This is a genomic window from Mahella australiensis 50-1 BON (assembly GCF_000213255.1).
Lineage (GTDB): Bacteria > Bacillota > Clostridia > Mahellales > Mahellaceae > Mahella > Mahella australiensis.
Map to the genome: position 1 here is coordinate 2,215,273 of NC_015520.1, position 20,382 is coordinate 2,235,654.

Annotated in this window: 13 protein-coding genes; 3 read left to right on the plus strand and 10 right to left on the minus strand. The window is 38.6% G+C overall.

Annotated elements, in window-relative coordinates:
- Nucleotides 1-182: 182 nt before the first annotated feature.
- The 9 genes from MAHAU_RS10360 to MAHAU_RS10400 all read right to left on the minus strand — a co-directional run bounded on the left by MAHAU_RS10360 (nucleotide 183) and on the right by MAHAU_RS10400 (nucleotide 14,966).
- A complete protein-coding gene (locus tag MAHAU_RS10360; RefSeq protein WP_013781680.1) occupies nucleotides 183-1,268 on the minus strand; it encodes a uroporphyrinogen decarboxylase family protein in 1,086 nt (361 codons plus the stop codon).
- 155 nt (nucleotides 1,269-1,423) lie between these two features.
- Entirely contained in the window at nucleotides 1,424-2,185 is a 762-nt protein-coding gene (locus tag MAHAU_RS10365; RefSeq protein ID WP_013781681.1) for a nucleotidyltransferase family protein, read from the minus strand.
- The gene (gene ispE, locus MAHAU_RS10370) at nucleotides 2,179-3,054 is read right to left on the minus strand and encodes a 4-(cytidine 5'-diphospho)-2-C-methyl-D-erythritol kinase (protein WP_013781682.1); all 876 of its coding nucleotides are present in this window, start codon (nucleotides 3,052-3,054) and stop codon (nucleotides 2,179-2,181) included. Before ispE ends, MAHAU_RS10365 begins: the two co-directional genes overlap by 7 nt.
- Before the next feature lie 75 nt (nucleotides 3,055-3,129).
- Nucleotides 3,130-5,265: an ADP-ribosylglycohydrolase family protein gene (locus tag MAHAU_RS10375; RefSeq protein WP_013781683.1), complete on the minus strand. Its 2,136-nt coding sequence runs from the start codon at nucleotides 5,263-5,265 to the stop codon at nucleotides 3,130-3,132.
- A 248-nt stretch (nucleotides 5,266-5,513) separates the two neighbouring features.
- Nucleotides 5,514-6,632: a galactonate dehydratase gene (gene dgoD, locus MAHAU_RS10380; protein ID WP_013781684.1), complete on the minus strand. Its 1,119-nt coding sequence runs from the start codon at nucleotides 6,630-6,632 to the stop codon at nucleotides 5,514-5,516.
- A gap of 47 nt (nucleotides 6,633-6,679) precedes the next feature.
- Nucleotides 6,680-7,549, minus strand: a complete 870-nt coding sequence (locus tag MAHAU_RS10385; RefSeq protein WP_013781685.1) for a carbohydrate ABC transporter permease — start codon at nucleotides 7,547-7,549, stop codon at nucleotides 6,680-6,682.
- Between the two features lie 19 nt (nucleotides 7,550-7,568).
- The gene (locus MAHAU_RS10390; protein WP_013781686.1) at nucleotides 7,569-8,483 is read right to left on the minus strand and encodes a carbohydrate ABC transporter permease; all 915 of its coding nucleotides are present in this window, start codon (nucleotides 8,481-8,483) and stop codon (nucleotides 7,569-7,571) included.
- 82 nt (nucleotides 8,484-8,565) lie between these two features.
- Nucleotides 8,566-10,002, minus strand: coding sequence for an ABC transporter substrate-binding protein (locus tag MAHAU_RS10395; RefSeq protein ID WP_013781687.1), 1,437 nt, complete (start codon nucleotides 10,000-10,002; stop codon nucleotides 8,566-8,568).
- Nucleotides 10,003-10,229: 227 nt separating this feature from the next.
- Complete coding sequence (locus MAHAU_RS10400; RefSeq protein ID WP_013781688.1) at nucleotides 10,230-14,966, minus strand: OmpL47-type beta-barrel domain-containing protein; 4,737 nt, start codon at nucleotides 14,964-14,966, stop codon at nucleotides 10,230-10,232.
- A 494-nt stretch (nucleotides 14,967-15,460) separates the two neighbouring features.
- Between MAHAU_RS10400 and MAHAU_RS10405 the strand changes: the two genes are divergently transcribed.
- The 3 genes from MAHAU_RS10405 to MAHAU_RS10415 all read left to right on the plus strand — a co-directional run bounded on the left by MAHAU_RS10405 (nucleotide 15,461) and on the right by MAHAU_RS10415 (nucleotide 19,214).
- Nucleotides 15,461-17,863, plus strand: coding sequence for an AraC family transcriptional regulator (locus MAHAU_RS10405; RefSeq protein WP_013781689.1), 2,403 nt, complete (start codon nucleotides 15,461-15,463; stop codon nucleotides 17,861-17,863).
- Nucleotides 17,864-17,971: 108 nt separating this feature from the next.
- Nucleotides 17,972-18,334, plus strand: coding sequence for a cupin domain-containing protein (locus tag MAHAU_RS10410; RefSeq protein WP_013781690.1), 363 nt, complete (start codon nucleotides 17,972-17,974; stop codon nucleotides 18,332-18,334).
- Nucleotides 18,335-18,371: 37 nt separating this feature from the next.
- Nucleotides 18,372-19,214 (plus strand): NAD-dependent epimerase/dehydratase family protein, encoded by an 843-nt coding sequence (locus MAHAU_RS10415; RefSeq protein ID WP_013781691.1) that lies wholly within the window; start codon nucleotides 18,372-18,374, stop codon nucleotides 19,212-19,214.
- Between the two features lie 231 nt (nucleotides 19,215-19,445).
- Here MAHAU_RS10415 and MAHAU_RS10420 read toward each other — a convergent pair whose 3' ends face one another.
- On the minus strand, nucleotides 19,446-20,378 hold the full coding sequence (locus MAHAU_RS10420; RefSeq protein ID WP_013781692.1) for a carbohydrate ABC transporter permease: 933 nt from the start codon (nucleotides 20,376-20,378) through the stop codon (nucleotides 19,446-19,448).
- Nucleotides 20,379-20,382 lie beyond the last annotated feature (4 nt).

The window sequence follows — 20,382 nt, forward strand, 5'->3', positions numbered from 1 at the left end:
ATAAAGGCCAATAACTGTTTTTTTACTTTCACATTAGCTCCTCCTTAGTATCGCATTACCTAATATGAAGTATTAACAGTTATTGACCTTTTTAAACATTTTTATATCGTTGCTTGGCCACAAATACTCCCCGCTTACGCTCCGGTTGAAATATGAGCCAGTATTGCACAAAAGCCGGAAGATTAAAATTTTATCGGATAATTACCGTATTGTTTTATCAATTCGGTTATAGCTATAAGGTTTTCTATAGGCGTACCATAAGATGTAGCATCACCAGTGGATAATATGAATCTATCGCCCGGAGCTATATTTTCAAGTATGTCCAGCACGTATTCTTTCGTTTGATCAACGCTCATGCGCTTCAACGCCGGCGGCTCTATACCGCCTATGATAACCTTGCCCGGCCACATCTCTAGGGCCTCATGTGCCCATGTATCGCCTGTAGTAGGCGGACATATCGAGTCGACTCCATCTACCGTAAGATTAGCCACCTGATAGCGCATTCCCTTTAATTTACCGCACATGTGTGATATATAAATCTTCCCAGCTTTATGCAATACGTCGGCGTATTGATTCAGATAGTCGGTACAGTACATATCAAACCATCTTGGGCTCATTACAGTAGTAGATGTATCCTCATATACGATTATAATCTCAGCCGGCGATTCAGCCATAACCTTATAGCATTCCAGATTGCTCTTATGCATGGCCTCCATAAGGTCATGCATCTCATCGGGATAATCGGCTACAGCGTAGGTAAAGCCCTCTATACCCATAATATCTTGTAGCAATACTTGTATCGGCGTTAGTGGACCTGACGCGGTTGCCAGACCATCATCGCCTATATAATCCTGCTCTTTTATGAATGGCTGGTAGTCAGGCTCGTAATAGCGGCTTTGAACGACATACTTGTACGTCTTTACATCGTCTTTATTTTCTATAAAATGTTTTATTCTGAAGCTGGTATTTCCACCTTGCTGATATACTTGATATACGCTGCCAACCGGCGTTTCAAAGGTCTGAATCTCCTTGTCGCCTTCACGTCTTACCGAATACTTCACACTAGCATCCGTTTTTTCCCTTACTACAGGTACATGTCGTTCAAACACATCAGCACCTATATAACGCAGCGTCTCTACCACATTCATCTCATGTATGCCCTGTTCAGCAAGTGATGATGTATAATATCCATCTATCAATGGCGCCCACGGTATCCTGTCCGGATGTTGATCATTTAGTACTGCCAATAATCGTTCTTTTGATGTCATATATCAAACACCTACCTTCCCATAAATTTATATGTAGCCTATTATCGCTAAATTTATATTATGGACGCATAGAAATACAGTATTCTTTATATTTACTCCAAATTATATGCTCTAGACTCAGGTAGTCAAGCACGTCCCATACCTGCTAGATATTTTCATATTGGTTGCGACTTACCTTGAGCAAAGTATTTCATTACCATTTCAATGTCATTGGGCTTATCCACATCGTTTCCTATTTCAGGGTAATCGGATATTATGGCCTTGGCTGTTATATTCAATATCTGACCGAAACGTTGTTCGATTTGCTGAATAGTACCTATACCCAGCACCAATTTTATAAGCAAACCGATGCCAAGTAACCTGGCTGTTTTTATAGGTTCTTTACGAAACTCTATCAATTTTTCGGCGAAGTCCTTGCATCTTTTAAATACCGCAGGAGAAATATAAATGATATTGCCTCCGGTAAATGTACCATCTTTTAGCTTTACATATGTACGCTTGACGCCTGGAAATCGTTTTTCATTTATTTCTTTATTAACTATAGGATAACAAAAATCTGCTTTTACATCTTCACTACGCTTTATGAAGTCCTCTATAGCCTCGGGCGTTATCATAGGTATATCAGACGTAAGTATGAGCACATGCTCATCCGAGGCGAACACCTCTATACCTCTGCTGGCATTTTCTAGCATAGAAGAGCCTTGTGGTATTATATAATCCACCTTATCACCTATAACCGGTTCAAGTTCTTCAGCAGGACCTACCACCGATATCTTACCGACATGGGGTGCTGCTCTCAACGCATCGATTATATACTCTATCATCGGCTTATCGTCTATAAGCATTAGCGCTTTATTGCCTTCTAAAGCGCTGTGGTCGTCTTCATTATCGCCGGCTAGTATAATAGCATTCAGCATATTTCCTCCCTTTCTCCCACAAGCTGTAACAAAAAAACTTCGCTGCCTGAAACAATGGTTTTAAGCCTATCAACAGCCGTTACAGCACTCACACGGCTATCAAATATACCAAAAACAGATGGACCGCTACCGCTCATACAAGTGCCTAAACACCCGCATTGAAACATAATATTTTTTATCTCGTCTATTATAGGATAATGCTTAAGCGCAACTATTTCCAAAGTGTTGAACATACATTTGCTTATAAGCCTTAGGTCCTTACGCTCTATGGCTTCAAGTATGGGTTCTATAGCTGCATGAGGCTTAATATCCATTCCGTCCCATTCTTTATATGCTGCCGACGTCGATATGGCAATAGGCGGTGTAATCAAAACCAAATATCCCTGCGGTAAAGCCTTTAACGGGATAAGATTCTCGCCTATGCCTTCGGCCAATACAGTGCCGCCTTCAACGCAGTAAGGCACGTCAGCGCCCAAGGTAAGAGCTATATCTCTAAGCTCCTGAACCGTCGCTTTTATACCCCATAGTTTGTTCAAACCCCTTAATACGGCAGCTGCATCACTGCTGCCGCCAGCCAGTCCCGCAGCAACAGGTATGCGCTTGTCAATGTATATACGTGCCCCATATGATACATTGAAATATCTGCAAAACGCTTCGGCAGCTTTATAAGCCAGATTGGTATTATCCCATGGCAAGCAATTGCTAGAGCCCTCCAATATTATACCATTATCGGCCTCGTCTATTTCTATTGTATCATAAAGCGGTATGCTATGCATTATCATCTTCAAAAGATGATATCCGTCCTGGCGCCGGCCTATTATATCCAGGAAAAGATTTATCTTAGCATTTGCTTTTTCTATAATTATCATGTATATAGTTTAGCATCAGACGTACTTTATTGCAATAACGAATGCTACTGTATAATACCCAAAAGTTATAAGCGTTTATATTCCTTCTACAGCAAAACCGGCATAATGCGTGTGACTGCCTCCAAAATTGGAAAATCCTATTTGGCCATGCATGTATGGACTAGTTTCATCCTTATATTCTATAAGATTTCTCCCATCTACTGATACCGTATACTCATTACCTACAACTTCTATCTCTATAGTATACATATGCCCATTTATCCAATCAAATTCGGACTGTGCCAGCACATTATATTCGCCGCTCTTTTTATATAGCGCTATAGTATTATTCGGCGCCAGTCCCACCGCATATGAGCGCATGGCCCCCTGCACACGAAAATTAACATTATGAAATTCACCTAACTTTGGTATAATCCTGGCTTCAAAGCGGTAATCCTTCCACTTGACATCGCCGGTATAGCTTTCAGCGACTCCCCCGCAATAACTGCCGCTTAACTGTCCGTCCTCCAAAGTCCATAATCCTCTTAGATAAGTAAGTTGGCTCACCATCTCGTGCAAACCTTTCCATCTTTCTATTCGTTCTTTGGAGAAATCTATGCTATAGCATGGTTTACCCATAAATCGAAAGTCATCTAAATAAATTGTTATTGGAAATTCTCCTCTGCCTATAAAGCGTTGTCCGGGCATAAATTCGATCCCCGACTCTGACAAAACTGCATCAGACATGCCGGGTATATCATAAGACAAGCGCACCCATTGCTCGGCTTCAACCATAATCTTGGGGCCATAATAACGTTTCCCCGAGTTCCTGTCTTTTACATACAGCGATGCCATTATACCATCTACATCCTTAGGTACTTTAATATAAGTTTCTATTCTCTGACCGGGATACAGCACCGATGAGAAATCCGGATCGTAACGGCTATCATCGAAATCATCAGGCGTATAATAGGTTTGGTAGTATACACGTACGGCATTGCCTGCGTGAGCTTTGGGTACCGTTATCTTAATGGAACGATTACCAGCATGTGCCGCTTCACTCGTATTCGAGAGTATCATTTTGCAAGATACTTCATCGCTGTCAGTGCGGAAAGCATGTGTGGAACCTGGATACTCAAAATGAAAGTATCTATCTTTAGCGTTTAATATCTCACACCATGTTTTCGGAGGCCGCTCGCCTGCTATCTTATATCCTAAATTAGCAGTATAACTGGCTAACGCCGGTATATCCCATATATTTAAGGACCCTATGGTGCTGGAACAGCACAGGAAATCGTTTATAGGCTCTATCCATGAGCGAGCTATACCATCTATGCCGTTCATCGTGCCTACTATAGCACCGGCATTACCCACATTGCAGTCAGTATCCCAGCCGCACATGTTGCATATGTTTATAGTCCTGGAGAAATCACCTTGTCCGTATAGCAGGGATAGCACTATTACAGCAGAATTAGGTATAATATGGCAGTTGCCCGGATAAAGGTGGTATCCAAAGTGTTCCCTTACATATTTAAAACACTGTCGCCAATCTTCCGGATGAGAATGATAAAATTCTATAATGGTTCCCGCCATACGGTTATACTCGCAATCAGCGGGTATAACTGACAACCCAGCTTGTATGATTTTTTCTATATCATTATCTATAAACGCCTGAGCTACACAAGCCGCTATGAACATACCGCCGTATATACCGTTGCCGCCGTGCGTAACACTAGCCATTTTTCTAGCATAATCGGCAGCTCTATGAGGTTGACCTGGATTCAAGAAACCCCATACATCTATAAATATCTGTCCACCTATCTGCTCAGCCACAGAAACACCATTTTGTTCTATAGAGCCGGAACGCGGCGCCATAATCCCACCCTTCAAGTTTGCATAAGCTGTGTGCTCCGTCGATTTGCCATATCCTCCCCACCAAAAAAATCCGTGACCGTCAGGTACATAATTCAGGAGGGTAAGGCCCATTTCTCGGGGCGTTATATCATCGGTGCGATCGTAATCCTCCAATGCTCGCATAAAGAACACTGGTCCATTTGTATCATCATCGGCAGCGAAATTTTTAAATTCATATGGATATGTACTTATCTCACCAAACGTGCGCTGCAGGCGGTCATAAGTCCAACCTTCCACATTGGCTCCATGGCGAACGCCTATAATTTTCCCCAGCCATCCGGAATAGATCCTCTCGATATAATTCTCAGGTATGTTCATAAACTTTCTCCTCCCTATAATAGGCCAAAAATATTAATCATCTATCTTGACGCACAAATATTATATAACAGCATTGCTATAACCGCAATCCTTTTGGTATCTACTGTATTTAATATTACAATTTCAGGTCTAAAAGGTAATAAATTCTAGTAAGCAGGCATTATTAAGGCAATTTATGAACAAAGATAAAATAATGTTCATAAATTGCCCATAAAACATCCTAAGTGAAATTATATTAAGATATGTCTCTACCATTCGGCAAAAGAGCCGTCGTCTTTATAATACCACCTTGGAGTATCCCATCCGCCATCATATAATTTACCTTTTATAGCTTCTTCATCGAGTTCTATCCCTAGGCCAGGCTTTTTAGGTATATCGATATAACCGTTTTTGATTTCAAACGGATGCTTTATATATCCTTCTCCTGTCGACACTTGTTCTTGACACAAAAAGTTTGGAATATTAGCATCTAGTTGTAAGCCTGCCGCCAACGAAATAGGCCCCAGCGGATTATGAGGCGCGACCGAGATATAATAAACTTCCGCCATAGCAGCTATTTTCTTTGCCTCCATTATGCCGCCGCAATGGCATAAATCGGGTTGTACTATCGAAACGGCTTGCTTCTCAATAACTTCTCTAAATCCCCACCTTGTAAAAAGTCTTTCTCCGGAAGCTATAGGTATAGACGTTGAATTAGCTATTTTAACCATTGCATCGGCATTTTCCGGCAGACAAGGCTCTTCCAAAAACATTATACCATACGGCTCCAATATTTTAGCCAGCTTTACTGCCATAGCCGGACTAAATCTACCGTGACAATCGATGGCTACATCCACATCTTTAGGTATCGCATTTCGTATAGCTGCTATCTTTTTTTCACACTCCTCTAAGAATGCCAAGGAATCAATAGCTCTCACCGGAGTATCAAATGATGTTTTCAACGCCGTAAAACCGGCATCCGCCTTTCCCTTGGCAGATTCTGCGCATTCGTCCGGCGTATTACCTGCTATATGGGCATATACTCGGACACGTTCCCGGACTGCCCCTCCCAACAATTGATACACCGGTACACCGAACCACTTTCCGGCTATATCCCATAATGCTTGTTCTACACCGCTTATAGCACTAACTAATACCGGCCCGCCTCTATAAAATGTTCCTCTATACAATACTTGCCAATGTTTCTCTATCTGCAGTGGATCCTGCCCTATCAGGTAAGGCTCCATTTCTTTTACGGCCGTCGCTACTGTCCGGGCTCTACCTTCAACTATAGGTTCTCCAAGGCCTACAATGCCCTCATCGGTATAAACTTCTAAAAAATGCCACCGCGGTTTAACAAATATACTCTCTAACTTTGTAATTTTCACGCTACCTACTCACTCCATTCATACTCATATAGTCAAATTAATATCTATCATCCTTTGATCCCTGTCAATTTTATACCCTGAACCAGATACTTTTGTGCAAATAAAAATACTATCAGCATCGGTATGGTCGCATATACCAACAATACCATTATTAAATGCCAGCCGAAGTTTCCGCTAGACTCCATATTATATATCGCCACAGTTATGGTCCATGCTTTGGAATCGGGCATCATTATTAATGGAAAAGCAAATTGTTGATAAACAGCTAAAAATGTTTGAAGCACCACAATGGCTATAATAGGTGTAGACAGCGGCAGCATTACGGAAATCAATACCTGCATAGTTGATGCGCCGTCAATTTTAGCCGCATCAAAGAGTTCATCTGGTAAGCCGTCAAAAAAACCTTTCAAAAGAAGTATGGCCCATGCCCAGGCGCTCCACGGTAATACAACGGCCCAAGGGGTATTTATAAGATTCCAACCTGTAATCGGAAAACGTCTCATTACCAAATAAGTAGGTATCATAGTCGCTTCGTTTGGTATCATCATAGTAGCCAAGAAAAACAACAATATATATTTGCTTCCTTTAGGCTTTAGCTTTGATAGAGCAAAAGCCGCGAGAATGCTAATAGAAACCTGTATAGCAATTGTTAAAGCTGCTATTAAAAATGTATTGTAAAAATAATGACCAAGGGGAATAAGCTTAAATACTTGCGTATAGTTCTCAAAGTGGAATTCTTTGGGGATTAATCTAGGCGGAAGTTCAAATATATCCCTTATACCTTTTAATGAAGATGATAGAAGCCAAATAAATGGAAATATTTGAATCGGGATCCCAATGCTTAGTATCGCTATGATAATGGCATAAGCGCCTTTATACTTCGGTACTTTAATCTCGCTATCGGTTATAAGCGCCATTCTACATCACTCCTAAATATTAATCTTCTTCACGTTGCATTCGAATTTGGATATAGCTCAATATTATAAGAACTATAAACAATCCTACTAATATTGCCATAGCATAACCATAATCGTTGCCCGTATAAGCTGTCTTAAATGCATACAGCGATATTGTCTCACTGGCACCTGCCGGACCTCCACCTGTCATTATCATAGGCTGATCAAATATTTGCATAGCGCCTATTACCTGTAATAATGCCATTATCTGGACCACAGGCATTATACTGGGCAACAAAATATGCCATAACTTTTGAAAAAATCCCGCTCCGTCAATGGAAGCCGCTTCAAACAGTTCGATAGGCGTATCCTGTACGGCAGCTAAATAGATCAAATAATTGGTTCCTCCGACTATTATCAAGCCAGGAAAAAACATAACCCACTTAACCTGAGCAGGGTCATTGAGCCACAACTGCGGCGGTAAACCGACCAAAGATATTAGATAATTAGCCAAGCCGTAATCAGGGTTCCATATATATTTCCACAAAACCAACATAGCAATACCTGGCGCTATTGCCGGTATATAATACATAGTCCTAAAAAACGCATTGAAACGCCTTACCTCGTTCATGAGTATAGCTAAAACTATAGGCCCCCAAAAGCCGAATAAAAATGAAATACCTGTAAATTCAATGGTATTCAATGCCGCTGTCTTCAAATCTGCATCCGAAAACATTCTGATATAATTTTGCAAGCCCACAAATTCTCCCGGCGGATTAGCTATATTAAAACGAAAAAATGATACAAAAATACCTTCTATTATAGGATAATATTTAAATAAGCCAAAAGCAATGATAGCCGGTAATAAAAAAAGCCACCCTTGTATATTATTATGCTGTTCAAGAGATCTCGTCTGATGCTTCGCGTGTGCAGGGGTAATGTTAACTTTCGCCATACTTATACCTCCCAAATATTCTTCGCTAAAATTCTACAATGAGGGGATTAATTTTACATTAATCCCCGTAATACATCTTACTTTACTTTTTAAACGTATCAGGATATTTAGAATAAAGATCATCCTGGCACTTTTGCAATATCTGTTGCGCCTTCTGAGCTGTAATATCTTTATCCAATATAATCTGTTGTATAGGCTTTACTAAGGCGTTCTTAACATCATTCCAGTGCGGAAACCATGGTTCTGCCTTTGCCGTCTTTGAAAACTCAGGTATTTTTTGCTTCCATGACTCCGGTATATTCGTCGCATAATCCAAATAATTAAAATCCGTCCTAGGAGAAGGCGTTAATATAGGGGCATTATTGGCAGCTTGGACTTGAGCATCGCTCTTAAGTTTATCGACATCATAGCCCATATATTGTATATAGATCCATGCGGCTTGTTTTTGCTCTTCTGTAGCTTTCGGGCTTATAGTCCATGTTTCGCCGCCGCTGAGATGATAATTTGTGCACCCCTCTTTAGCAGGTACTGCAGCTATATCAAGGTCATTAATATCGCCGCCATACTTAGTAACATAGTCGCTTGAAAATCCTCCTACGCCCCCCCATTCCATAACTACGCGGCCTTGCGTGAATTCCGCTATAAGGTCGGTATAATTCTCGAGAACATTTTTCTGCGTAGCTTTATACTTCCATATGAGATCATGCCAAAACATAATCGCGTCCACACCCGGCTGTTCGGCAAAAGTCAATTTCCATGTTCCATCATCGTTGGGCACGCCCATCTCGCCGCCGGCATTCCAAACAAAGTTTGTAAACGGCCATGCACACCATTCCATCCCCATCAAGCCAAAACCGAAGCGATTTTTACTCGGATCTGTGAGTTGACCAGCAAACTTACCGAATTCATCCCATGTAGTCGGAATATTTGCTGGATCCAATCCGGCTTCCTGAACGAGTTTTTTGTTTACGACTATATACTGTAAATATGCACCCCTAGGCACCGCATACCATTTACCATCGACCTGAAGAGCCTGTTCGTATCCATTAAACACTTTGCCTTGATTTTTCAAATCCCAATTCTCTACCAGCTCTGTCATATCCCCTATAGAACCGTCTCTGGCCCTGGTCGGAATATCCACATATGGGAAACAACCAGCTACTGTTGGTTCTTCGCCTGATAATAAAGCTTGGTCATATTTTTGCCTGTAATCTGTTCCCGGAGCCAATGACTTATCCTCCACTTTTATCCACGGATATTTTTCTCTAAATGCTTTTATTACTTCATCGTAATGCTGTTTTTGCCATGGCAAAGCCGTATCGTCAGGTTTATCCCAAGTTAAAATCGTAACTTCTTTCGGTTGTTCAGCTCCCCCTGAATCATTGCTTCCTTGTTCCTGCTCCTGTTGATTAGCACCTTCATCACCTAATGTAGCCGGCGGAGTACTGCTACATCCTACAATCGTTAAACTCATTACCAATATTGCCAACAATATGATTAACAATTTTTTACCTGTCATTTAAATATTTCTCCCTTCTTTATTGCGAATAATAGATTAATGTTATAAACACTATATTTGATATAAAGACTTCTTTTTCCCCTTTAATATTATCCGCTCCATAATAGCTTCATTAATATCATCATTAATCACCCCCCAATAGTTTCATCATTTAGCACCTATAAATTAGGCTAGTATATACCTCATATAACGTCAATGATAAAAATGTAAAGCAGATTAAAAAAATGTTATTTCGACCATATTTCGATAAGAGCATCAGCATCGGTATTTAGAACCGCTCTTGCCTCGTCGGTTATGAATTTCTTCATAGCTTTGCTATTTAAATGCTTTGTAAAATCTTCCATGTGTTTGATGGCCTGATCCGTGTATCCTATATCGAGCTGATGCCCTACCTGATTAAGATTATTCTTGAGTTGCTCCAACAGTGGCGTTTTGATATCCCTTGATACCTCATATCCGTACAGTAGTTTTTGCATAGAAGCGATACTGGTTGTTACTTTAAACATATAATCCGCCTCGACCTTATTCCCCGCTTTATCCTCTATAACAATGCTAATATTGTGTTCTCCCAGTTTACCTGCAAAACTTAACTCTTTACCAGCTTGATAGGGCTTATCATCGATAGCAATAATCGATGACTTAATACCTGATAGGTTATCTTCAACTGCAACGACAAAGCTTAAAAGTTGATAATCCTCAAAAACTGAGCCATTTCCAAAGGATGTGTCGTTAATCGTTAAGCTGAATGTTGGAGCAGTTTTATCGACTCTAACGGTTATAGTTTTTGCTTCTTCAATATTGCCTGCGTTATCAATAGAATGATACATAATATCATATTGGCCGTCGGCTCTCAAAACAACAGGCCCACTATAGTCAGACCATGTCTCTCCGTTGTCCAGACTATATTGGGTTTTATTAACACCGGATATATCATCCTCTGCCATCAATATGACCGTTACATCGCTCTTATACCAACCGTTGTTTTCTTCACCTTCAATTTGAATTTCGCTCACGGGAGGAGTTTCATCGTCAAGCTCTAACGATGTCAGATCAGTCAGTATCAAATCACCATATAACGTCGGATCCTTCGATGCGCCAATACCACTCATATACTCTATCCAGCCTCTCCTGCCAGTTTCATCATTATCATTGACTAAAAGCGAAAAACCAAGATCCGTTCCAGATTTCGGCGTCATTCCGGTTGGTAGTATATCCGACCAGCTGATAGCCATTTCATAACTCGTTACTTTACTGCTATCATTGCGCATTACTTTAATTATTGAATTCGTAAGGCCAGCTGCACCAAAACCGCCTGTTATTGTTACCGTACCCGTATCAGATCTTAAGGCAATGTTATTTTCGGTATGTGGAAGTATTCCGGGTCCCTGCGCCCTTCCTGGATCAATCGAGAATTGTATACTGTCACCTGCCCAGTTTTGCGACGGCGGATATATATTATAATGTATGTTATCTATAACACTAACGCCTATATATAAGTAATCAGTGTCCCACTTGATATATCCCTTTGCGCTCAAATCATTAGGACCACCCCAATCGCTCATTCCTTTAACCTGCCATGCCTTATCAAGTGTAAAAGACATGGCATCATTCCATTCATCGGCATTGAGTACACCCTCTATATCAATTGGTTTGTCCGCTTTTATAGCTGTCAACGAGGTTACGTTTCTCTCAATAATCTGAGTATACCCATCATCTCTGTCAATTTGAATTTTTACATAGGTAGGTGTATATTCATCTATAGATGATATGGGAAATTTCACTATTGCTGCAGAATTTGGTGCTACTGAATCAAACGTCGCATTTCCTGCCATATCTGCCGGTTGCAAAACAGTTACCTTCCCACCGGGTAATAAAATTTTATCGCTTCTATTTGTTATTTTAACAACAATATCATATCCGTTGCCACTATCATTCAATTGGGGAAACACCTCTAACACCGAGGGATCTATTATATTTATCTGTACTTTAAGTACGCCAAATATATTTCCTGCAGAACTCGTAGGATATATGCGTATTTCTCCTGTTTTAATATCGGATGAATCAGGCGCACTAAATACTAATGTATCTGTTGAGCTACCCGCACTAAATTGTTCACCCGATTTTAATTGCCACCCAACCGGAAGGTCAACAGCATACATGCCTGATAGATTAACTGCACCAGCAGACCTATTTATTTTTATTGTAACATCATTACCAGGTGCAACAGTTACACTTGATGTATCTGTTGCAAAAGATGGGGTTGTCTCAATTATGGGGTCTTGCACAAAATTACCTTCAATATATATAGGCTGTGCAGAGGCCATTAGTGTTACAGCTCCATTTATGGTATCATAATTTTTAAAATTGCCGAAAATATCTGCAATTCTTAAATCATCGCTTCCCAGATTCAGGTTTATATATTGATCACTATTGTTTGCCCATAGGACAATGACATTTTTATCTTCCGAATCTCTATGGAACTTATACATCCTTATATTATTATCAATAGTATTGTACGATTTTACATAGGTTGTTCCCGCTAATATATCAGATACTGCGTTAAATGCAACATATGATGGTTTTGCAGTTAAATCAGCTCTTACCACACCACCGTTTGTTTCATAAAAAGTCGGGTCTGTTCCATCGTTCATAAAATCGTACCAATATATTCTATCTATAAGCTCATTGTTTACAAATCCAGTAACGTATAATTGCGCCGCATACGATGCTGACATAATTTCTGAAAGACCTCCCCATCCTGGATCTTGTGTTGCATAACCCGTTTCCGTCAACAATAAGTCTACATCCTTTATTATTCCTTTCCCTTTAATGTAATTATTTAAATCTTGGAAGCTATTAACCAGTCCTTCGTTTTCAGGATTTTGATTTGAGTATATGTGAAAAGACATCGCATCCGAATAATCCAAGGCACCTAAGTCAATTATTTTTTTAAGCCATGGTGCATCATAACCGAATGCAACACCACAGACAACTTTTATATTTTGATCTATGTTTTTTATAACAGGATAAGCAGCCTCCAACATTTTTACGTATTCTTCCGGCGAGGTTGAGCCGTTAGGTTCATTTCCAATCTCAAAATATTCCGCCTTTCCTTTTACTTCTTCAGCATAAGGTTTAACAACTTGCTCTGCCCATTCATTGTAAGACCCATCTGAATCCGGCTGCCCCAGATAAACACCTGTTAACAATCTATAACCGGCAGATATTATCTTGTCTACAATTGCAGTAGCCCCTTCCCTACCATCCCTAATATTTATGGCACCTGTTTGTTTAATTAAAGGCAACCCCTTATCTACATCAGGCCAACTAACACAGTAATGTGTATTCATTCCTAAAAATGTAGCTATATCCTTACCGTCTAAATTTGTTATCACACTAAAATTATATTTTTCACTTATATTTATAGAGCTGTCTGAATTTCTAGCATTAATAACCAAAGTGTATGTTCCTTTAGGCATTATGCTAAACGTTAACGCCTTTGTAAGTTTTGATTCTTTTGGCATTAAAATAATATCAAATGTTCCATCGTCAACAGGGCTGTTCATGCAGTCAAGCACATAATAATTCACTGTTAACTCAACAGTTGAAGCAAATTGGTTGCCGAAAAAGAGATTTATTGAAGGTGCCTCATTCTCAAAGAATATATTTCCTGATTTACTACTGGCTCCTTCTATTGTTACTATAGGAATTCTCTCTACAGTAATGCTATGAAAGCATATCGGAACACTTGTATGTATCCTAAAATCTCCGCCATTTTCCCTATTAGCAAATTTAACATCATCTATGGTGTATGTCACTGTTTTCCACGTATTGGTTCCAGTCAAATACGTTGTTGTAGTCGGCCCGCCTGACCAAGGATATGATACTCCATCATAAGTTAAACCAAAGTTCTGTTTTCCATCTACTTTAGCATCATAATATTCAATGGTTATTATCACCTTATGTTTGCCGTCATATATATATCCATCATCCACATTACCGTAAATTACGCCGTAACCTGGTTTGGTTTGCCATCCTGATTTCCCATCATATGTTTCTATCGTATAGCCAGAACCATCCCCTGTCCATACCACAATGCCATTGTCAACTGGCGTAGTCCCAAAAATAACGCTTACCGACGCGCTAACGTTTACAAACTTAATTGTCATTGCAGAAGCATATGGCTCACCTGTTAAGGCTTTTGGTGTAACCTTTATTTCACCATACCTTTCACGATAATTATTTGGCACGCGAATAACAATGTTGTCTATAGTACTACCCGCCACGAAATCTTCACCAGAAACAATCATCCATCCTTCAGGCATAACCAGATCGTACGTGCCGGAGAGGTTTTGCCCTTCTATACTACGGAGAATTCTAATTGTCACATCTTCGCCAGCTTCTATTTCAATATTTGAGTTTTCCGGCTCGAATAAATAATCGCAAGACATATACTCAAATGCCTCAATAACAATATAAGCATTGCCATCGATAGATTGTCCGGCTACTTCTACTCTAAGCGTATGTTCCCCTGCAACTAAGTTATCCTTCTCGAATACTTTAGCCGATTGTATAAATTCAGTGCTGTAGGTATCCACACTAGCTCCTAAATTACCGTCTATATAAATTTTCGCTATACCGCCAATATCCATTTTTCTCATGTATAGTACAACAGAAGTCCCTACAAATTTAAAATCCACATATTGGTTTAAGTTACCGCATCCATTATACATCCAAGCCCAGGAGTCACTCCACCAGCCTCCACCATTAAACATAAAGAATGAATATTGGGTATTTTGGCTCCAACTCCCTTGTCCTCCATAAGGAGCGGTAGTTGCATCTATCCTAACAAATTTCGATTCAGCATGAGTATTCATAGCCATTCCCGGCACCATGGCCGTCGATAAAAGCACGAATACCAACAATCCAACAATCCATTTTGCTACTCGTTTGGTTTTCAACATTTGTATATCCCCCTTAATATAATAATTTTGAATAAAATACCATTCCTCATGTTTAAATATTAAATCACGGCATTCTTTGTTTAGAGCATCATCTATACTGTAATAGCTTCATCTCCACCATTGTTTATCACTTTCCCAATGGCTTTATCATTAATATGACATCCTGTTATAAACGATGTTAATGTATACTCTGTATAACGTCAATGATAAAAATGTAAAGCAGATTAAAAAAATGTTATTTTACACATATAAACGGCTATTGTATGCAACATGCCAGTTAAAAATTGTTCTGGGCAACTGTTCATACAATATTATGCATAGTCGAGAGTAATTGTTATCAAGCCCGCGATATATGTAATATAGTTACTATTATAGAAAAAATAGTATAATAAACGTAGAAGAGGCTATTGACTCTATGCTACTGCTAATATATAATTCATATATGTAATAAATAAAGACCTATGGTGAGTCAGTGTAGGGGGTGTATTTTCTATATGCATTTTACTATTTTTAATAAAGACTTTCGTAAAGTCAAAGGTATATTTTTCAACCAATTACTCATAGCATCTATATTCCTTGCCATAGCTCCTGCCTTGGTAATCTTTATTCTAAGCTATAGCAATTATAATAGCGCACTAGAAAATCAAGCCAAGAGCCAGAACATATTTATGGTAGAACAGTATAATAAGAATATAGAAGATAGCTTATCCAAACTTATAAACGAAACGAATAGGCTGCTTCTAAATGAGAATATAAATACGTTCGACCTTTCAATGAGCAAGTTGTATTTCAACCCCAGCGAAACAAATATTTTTTTAAGCATATATAATAGTTTGATGGAAGAACAGAGAGTATTATATGAAACTGTCGATTCGATATACCTTTATTATCCAAAGATCAATCTGGTTATTTCTAATTACGGTTATTACGAAAAAAATGCTTTTTATGATACGGATATTATCAAAACTTTAGACACAGATAATACTCCTAAATTTGATTATTACATAATTAACCGTAAAATAAATTACCCCGAAAACTATAGTATGACAAACAGATATCTGGGCAATGTATTAACGGTTATCAGGCCTATGCCATTTAGTATTAATAAAGCGTTTCTTGTCTTGAATATCAAAGAAGATGTATTTTTGCATATTAATAATACTGATAAAAATATGACTGATATATTCCTAATTACAGACGAAAAGGGTAATGAGGTATTTTCTTCTATAAAATTAAAAGATAAGTATGATTACGATGTGCGTTCAAGCATTCTTAAATCTATCCCGAATATTTGGCAATCAGGATTTTTTATTAATAACGACGAATCCGATTTAACAGTATTTTATTCTGAACCTAATAAGTATGGCTTAAGAACCGTAATGCTTTTACCTAATAACTATATATATACCAATATTGACTCTTTAAAGCTCCTGATTATAGCCATATTTGCGTTTACTATGGCATGCTCGCTAATAGTATCTTACATTATCTCTCAAAAACTCTATGGTCCCTTAGGACATTTATTATCTAATATTATAATAAAGAAAAGTAATACCGCTAATATTATTAAAAATAGAAACGAATTTAGCCTTATAGAAAAAGAGTATACTTCTATAACAGAACAAAATCTTCAATTCTCTCAAAAGCTATCTGCCAATTTACCTTTGTTAAAAGAATTGTTTTTTAAAAACATCTTGGATGGAAAAAGCATCGATATCGAATCGATAAATAAAAGGGCTGATTTTTTAGAAATCACTAATATTAAAGACGCAACTAGCTTCACTGTATATGTTCTGCTAGTTGAAAACACAATCAACGTTTTAGACACAGATAATATATTACAATTACACTATCTTAAGGAAGCCATAAATACTGTTATAAAAAATGAGCTTAAATATGAAAATATAGAAGTCTTATATATCTCCGCAGACGATGATATGGTTATTTTAGTATCATGGGATGAAGAAACCGATAATAAGCAATTTATACCGGAAAGAATAGACTTGGCATTAAAAAATCAAATTGCAGCTAATATATATATTGGCGTCGGTATTACTGTAAATGATATTACCGCTTTAAAATATTCTTATTCCACAGCTATAAATTCTATACATTATGTAGGGATAAATGATACAAGCAATATAGCATACGCTGATCATTGCCAATATACTGTATTGAAACCAGACCACATTATCTCTAAGTATAAAAAGCAGCTATTATTGGATATTCTAAACTGCGATTATGATAATTCCATTGCCACTTTCAATAAGATGGTAAATGAAATTCTAACCCAAAATATTCTGTACGAGTGTTTTCAAGAAGCAATTATACAGTTGCTAAACGACATCTTAAGGTTCATAGAAACAAACGGTATTCCTGTTATATCTATAGATAAAAATCTATATAAAGAAATTATGAATATAAAGACTGTTAAAGATGTTATAAATTGGACTATAAACCAATTAAATGAAATAATATACTATATTAGCAATCATAAAACAGATCATCACTCGGTTTTAGCTATTGATATCGTCAATTATATACATGCTAACTATGATAAAAACATTAATTTAGAAACTACCGCAGATCATTTTTCGTTATCCAGACAATGCTTTAGTAAGATTTTTTCTCAAGAAGTTGGTAAAAGTTTCAATGATTATCTCAATGCAGTTAGATTAGAAGTGTCCATAAAATACCTAAAGGAAAGTGATATGTCAGTAAAAGATATTTCCGAAAAAGTCGGCTTTGGCAGCAGTCAATATTATATAAAATTGTTCAAAAATAAATACGGCATTACCCCGGCACAATACAGGGATAAGATAAACTATTCCTATACCGTGTCTGTTGCTAAACCGTATGATAAAATAGCTCAGAGCAGTTCAAAAGATGTAACATAAAAGGGCGAATAACAACAAATATTTTTCTTCCTTTCTACTCTTATTTATGATAGTATGATTGTGTGATTAGGTCATACAAAAGATTAAAAAGGCAAGGAGGTATCGGTAATGGTAAAGGTAAACTGGCGCAACGTACGGCCTACAATAGCCCATGAAGCCGGCATAGATTGGAGGTTGTTATCCGGTCAATCACTAAAAAGTAGCGACGACCCTTCAGCATGCATGGAAGCTATGATGTATGTATCTCTCGCATCACTACAACCCTCATTATCTTATCACCCTCACTCTCATGGCGATCATGAAGAAGTATATTATATAATAAGCGGAAAGGGTGAAATACGCATAGACGATGAGGTTCAATCGATACGCGACGGAGATATCATATACATAGGTGTAAATCAAATTCATGAGATACGCAATACCGGAGATGAAATGCTCAATTTCCTCGCTTTCGCCGCGCAAACAAAATAATTCAAAATAACTCGATATTTGAAAGGTGGGTTAACTTATGAAAATAGCGGTTACTGGTGCCCACGGAAAAGTAGGGCAGGCTGTTATAAATGATCTTTTGGATAATAACTACGAGGTGCGTGCCATAACGCACAGCCATTGGAACGAATGTCCGGTAGATCAAGTATCGGTTGACATTACAAATTACGAACAAGTATATGATGCTTTGGGTGGTTGCCAAGCTGTCATCCATCTGGCTGCAATACCAAGCCCTAGAAAGAATGCCGACACGCTGGTCATACACACAAATGTCATCGGCAACTATAATATCATGCTGGCTGCGGGTAACCAGGGCATAAAGCACATAGCTGCGGCTTCCAGCGACTGCGCTTTTGGCTTCACCTATAGCCTAAACAGGCCCAAGCCTGTCTATTTACCGGTAGATGAGCAACATCCTACGCGGCCGGATGATTGCTACGGTCTATCCAAGGTTTTATCGGAGCGCACGGCTGATGCTATGGTTCAACGTTTCCCTGGCATTTCTATAGCAAGCCTTCGCATTACTCATGTAATTAATCCTGAAGAATATTCCTTCGATTCTTATTTTTCACAATGGCATGATAATCCCGAGGCCGGGCCATGGAATCTATGGTCATATATAGACGCCCGTGATGCTGCCAGGGCCTTCAGACTAGCCATAGAAACCAACCTGAACGGTCATGAAATATTCTGCATAGCAGCGCCGAATACCAGATGCTCCATACCGTCCGCAGCTTTGATAGAGAAATACTTTCCGACCGCTCGGCTCAAAAAAATGTTCACCGACCATGAAAGTCTGGAGGATTCATCAAAAGCCGAACGAATATTGGGTTTCAAAGCAATACACAGATGGGATATATAAATTGCGTTACCATTCCATTGGCGATCTCCATATCGCCAATGGAATAAGATATAATTTTGTTGATACAGTTTAGACGTATCCACATCTATACTGCTTATATAGCGTTATCTTTCGCATTAGGCGCAGTAGTCATCTGGCATCTTGGGTCTGCCATTCGTAGAAATTATACCACTCGCACCGTATAATTTCGCTTTGCATTGCCTTCACACATCCGAAATTAAAGCATCAGCTTTATCCCTTTACACCCCCCAATGTTAATCCTTGTACAAAATATCTCTGCAAAAAAGGATATACGAACAGTATAGGTACCACGGCTATTACTGTCATAGCTGCCCTTATCGAATTTGGCGTCACCGTTTGCCTGGCTGATTCTGTACTGGTAGTCGTGGCCAGAGCTATATCCATAGCATTAGACGACATAGTGCGTGCAGCTTGTAACAGCTTTTGTAATTCGAATTGCAAAGTGCTTAATTCGGGTTTACTTGAAGCATATAACATAGTATCAAACCATGAATTCCATTGTCCTACTGCCGTAAACAAAGTTATAGTGGCCAATACCGGAATACTTAATGGCATTATTATTGTAAAAAGAATTCTGTACTCACTTGCTCCGTCAATTTTAGCCGCTTCAACCAAACTATATGGAATCCCTTCAATATAACTTCTCATTATCATTATATTATAAGCGCTTATAAGCCTTGGAAGTATATAAACCCAAAAATTATTTACCAACCCTAACGATTTTATCAATAGATACGTTGGTATCAATCCACCATTAAAATACATAGTGAAAACCAAAAATTTAGTTAATAGAGGACGAAATATAAAATCCTTGCGGCTGAGTGTATAAGCAACCATTAAGCACGAAAGTACGCTTGTAGATGAACCTATCACTGCCCTTAAAGCAGATATTTTTAGAGCTTGAGTTATATTTTTGTTCTCTGTAAAAATTACTTCAAAGTTCCTCAATGAAAACTCCCTCGGCCATATATATATTCCGCCACGTACTGCATCAGTAGCATCATTAAATGCTATAGCTATTACGTTCAAAAAAGGATATATGGTAACCACACATAATAGAATAAGAAGAGTATAATTAATTATATCGAATATAGCATCTCCAATACTGCGTCTTTGTAACAGCCTAGTTTGTTTTTTGCCCATAAAT

Excerpts from the sequence above, each read along its gene's own strand:
- ispE (WP_013781682.1), bottom strand. The coding sequence starts at position 3,054 with ATGATAATTATAGAAAAAGCAAATGCTAAGATAAATCTTTTCCTGGAT.
- MAHAU_RS10410 (WP_013781690.1), top strand. The coding sequence starts at position 17,972 with ATGGTAAAGGTAAACTGGCGCAACGTACGGCCTACAATAGCCCATGAA.
- MAHAU_RS10360 (WP_013781680.1), bottom strand. The coding sequence starts at position 1,268 with ATGACATCAAAAGAACGATTATTGGCAGTACTAAATGATCAACATCCG.
- MAHAU_RS10375 (WP_013781683.1), bottom strand. The coding sequence starts at position 5,265 with ATGAACATACCTGAGAATTATATCGAGAGGATCTATTCCGGATGGCTG.
- MAHAU_RS10385 (WP_013781685.1), bottom strand. The coding sequence starts at position 7,549 with ATGGCGCTTATAACCGATAGCGAGATTAAAGTACCGAAGTATAAAGGC.
- MAHAU_RS10415 (WP_013781691.1), top strand. The coding sequence starts at position 18,372 with ATGAAAATAGCGGTTACTGGTGCCCACGGAAAAGTAGGGCAGGCTGTT.
- MAHAU_RS10400 (WP_013781688.1), bottom strand. The coding sequence starts at position 14,966 with ATGTTGAAAACCAAACGAGTAGCAAAATGGATTGTTGGATTGTTGGTA.
- MAHAU_RS10365 (WP_013781681.1), bottom strand. The coding sequence starts at position 2,185 with ATGCTGAATGCTATTATACTAGCCGGCGATAATGAAGACGACCACAGC.
- MAHAU_RS10390 (WP_013781686.1), bottom strand. The coding sequence starts at position 8,483 with ATGGCGAAAGTTAACATTACCCCTGCACACGCGAAGCATCAGACGAGA.
- MAHAU_RS10420 (WP_013781692.1), bottom strand. The coding sequence starts at position 20,378 with ATGGGCAAAAAACAAACTAGGCTGTTACAAAGACGCAGTATTGGAGAT.
- MAHAU_RS10395 (WP_013781687.1), bottom strand. The coding sequence starts at position 10,002 with ATGACAGGTAAAAAATTGTTAATCATATTGTTGGCAATATTGGTAATG.
- MAHAU_RS10405 (WP_013781689.1), top strand. The coding sequence starts at position 15,461 with ATGCATTTTACTATTTTTAATAAAGACTTTCGTAAAGTCAAAGGTATA.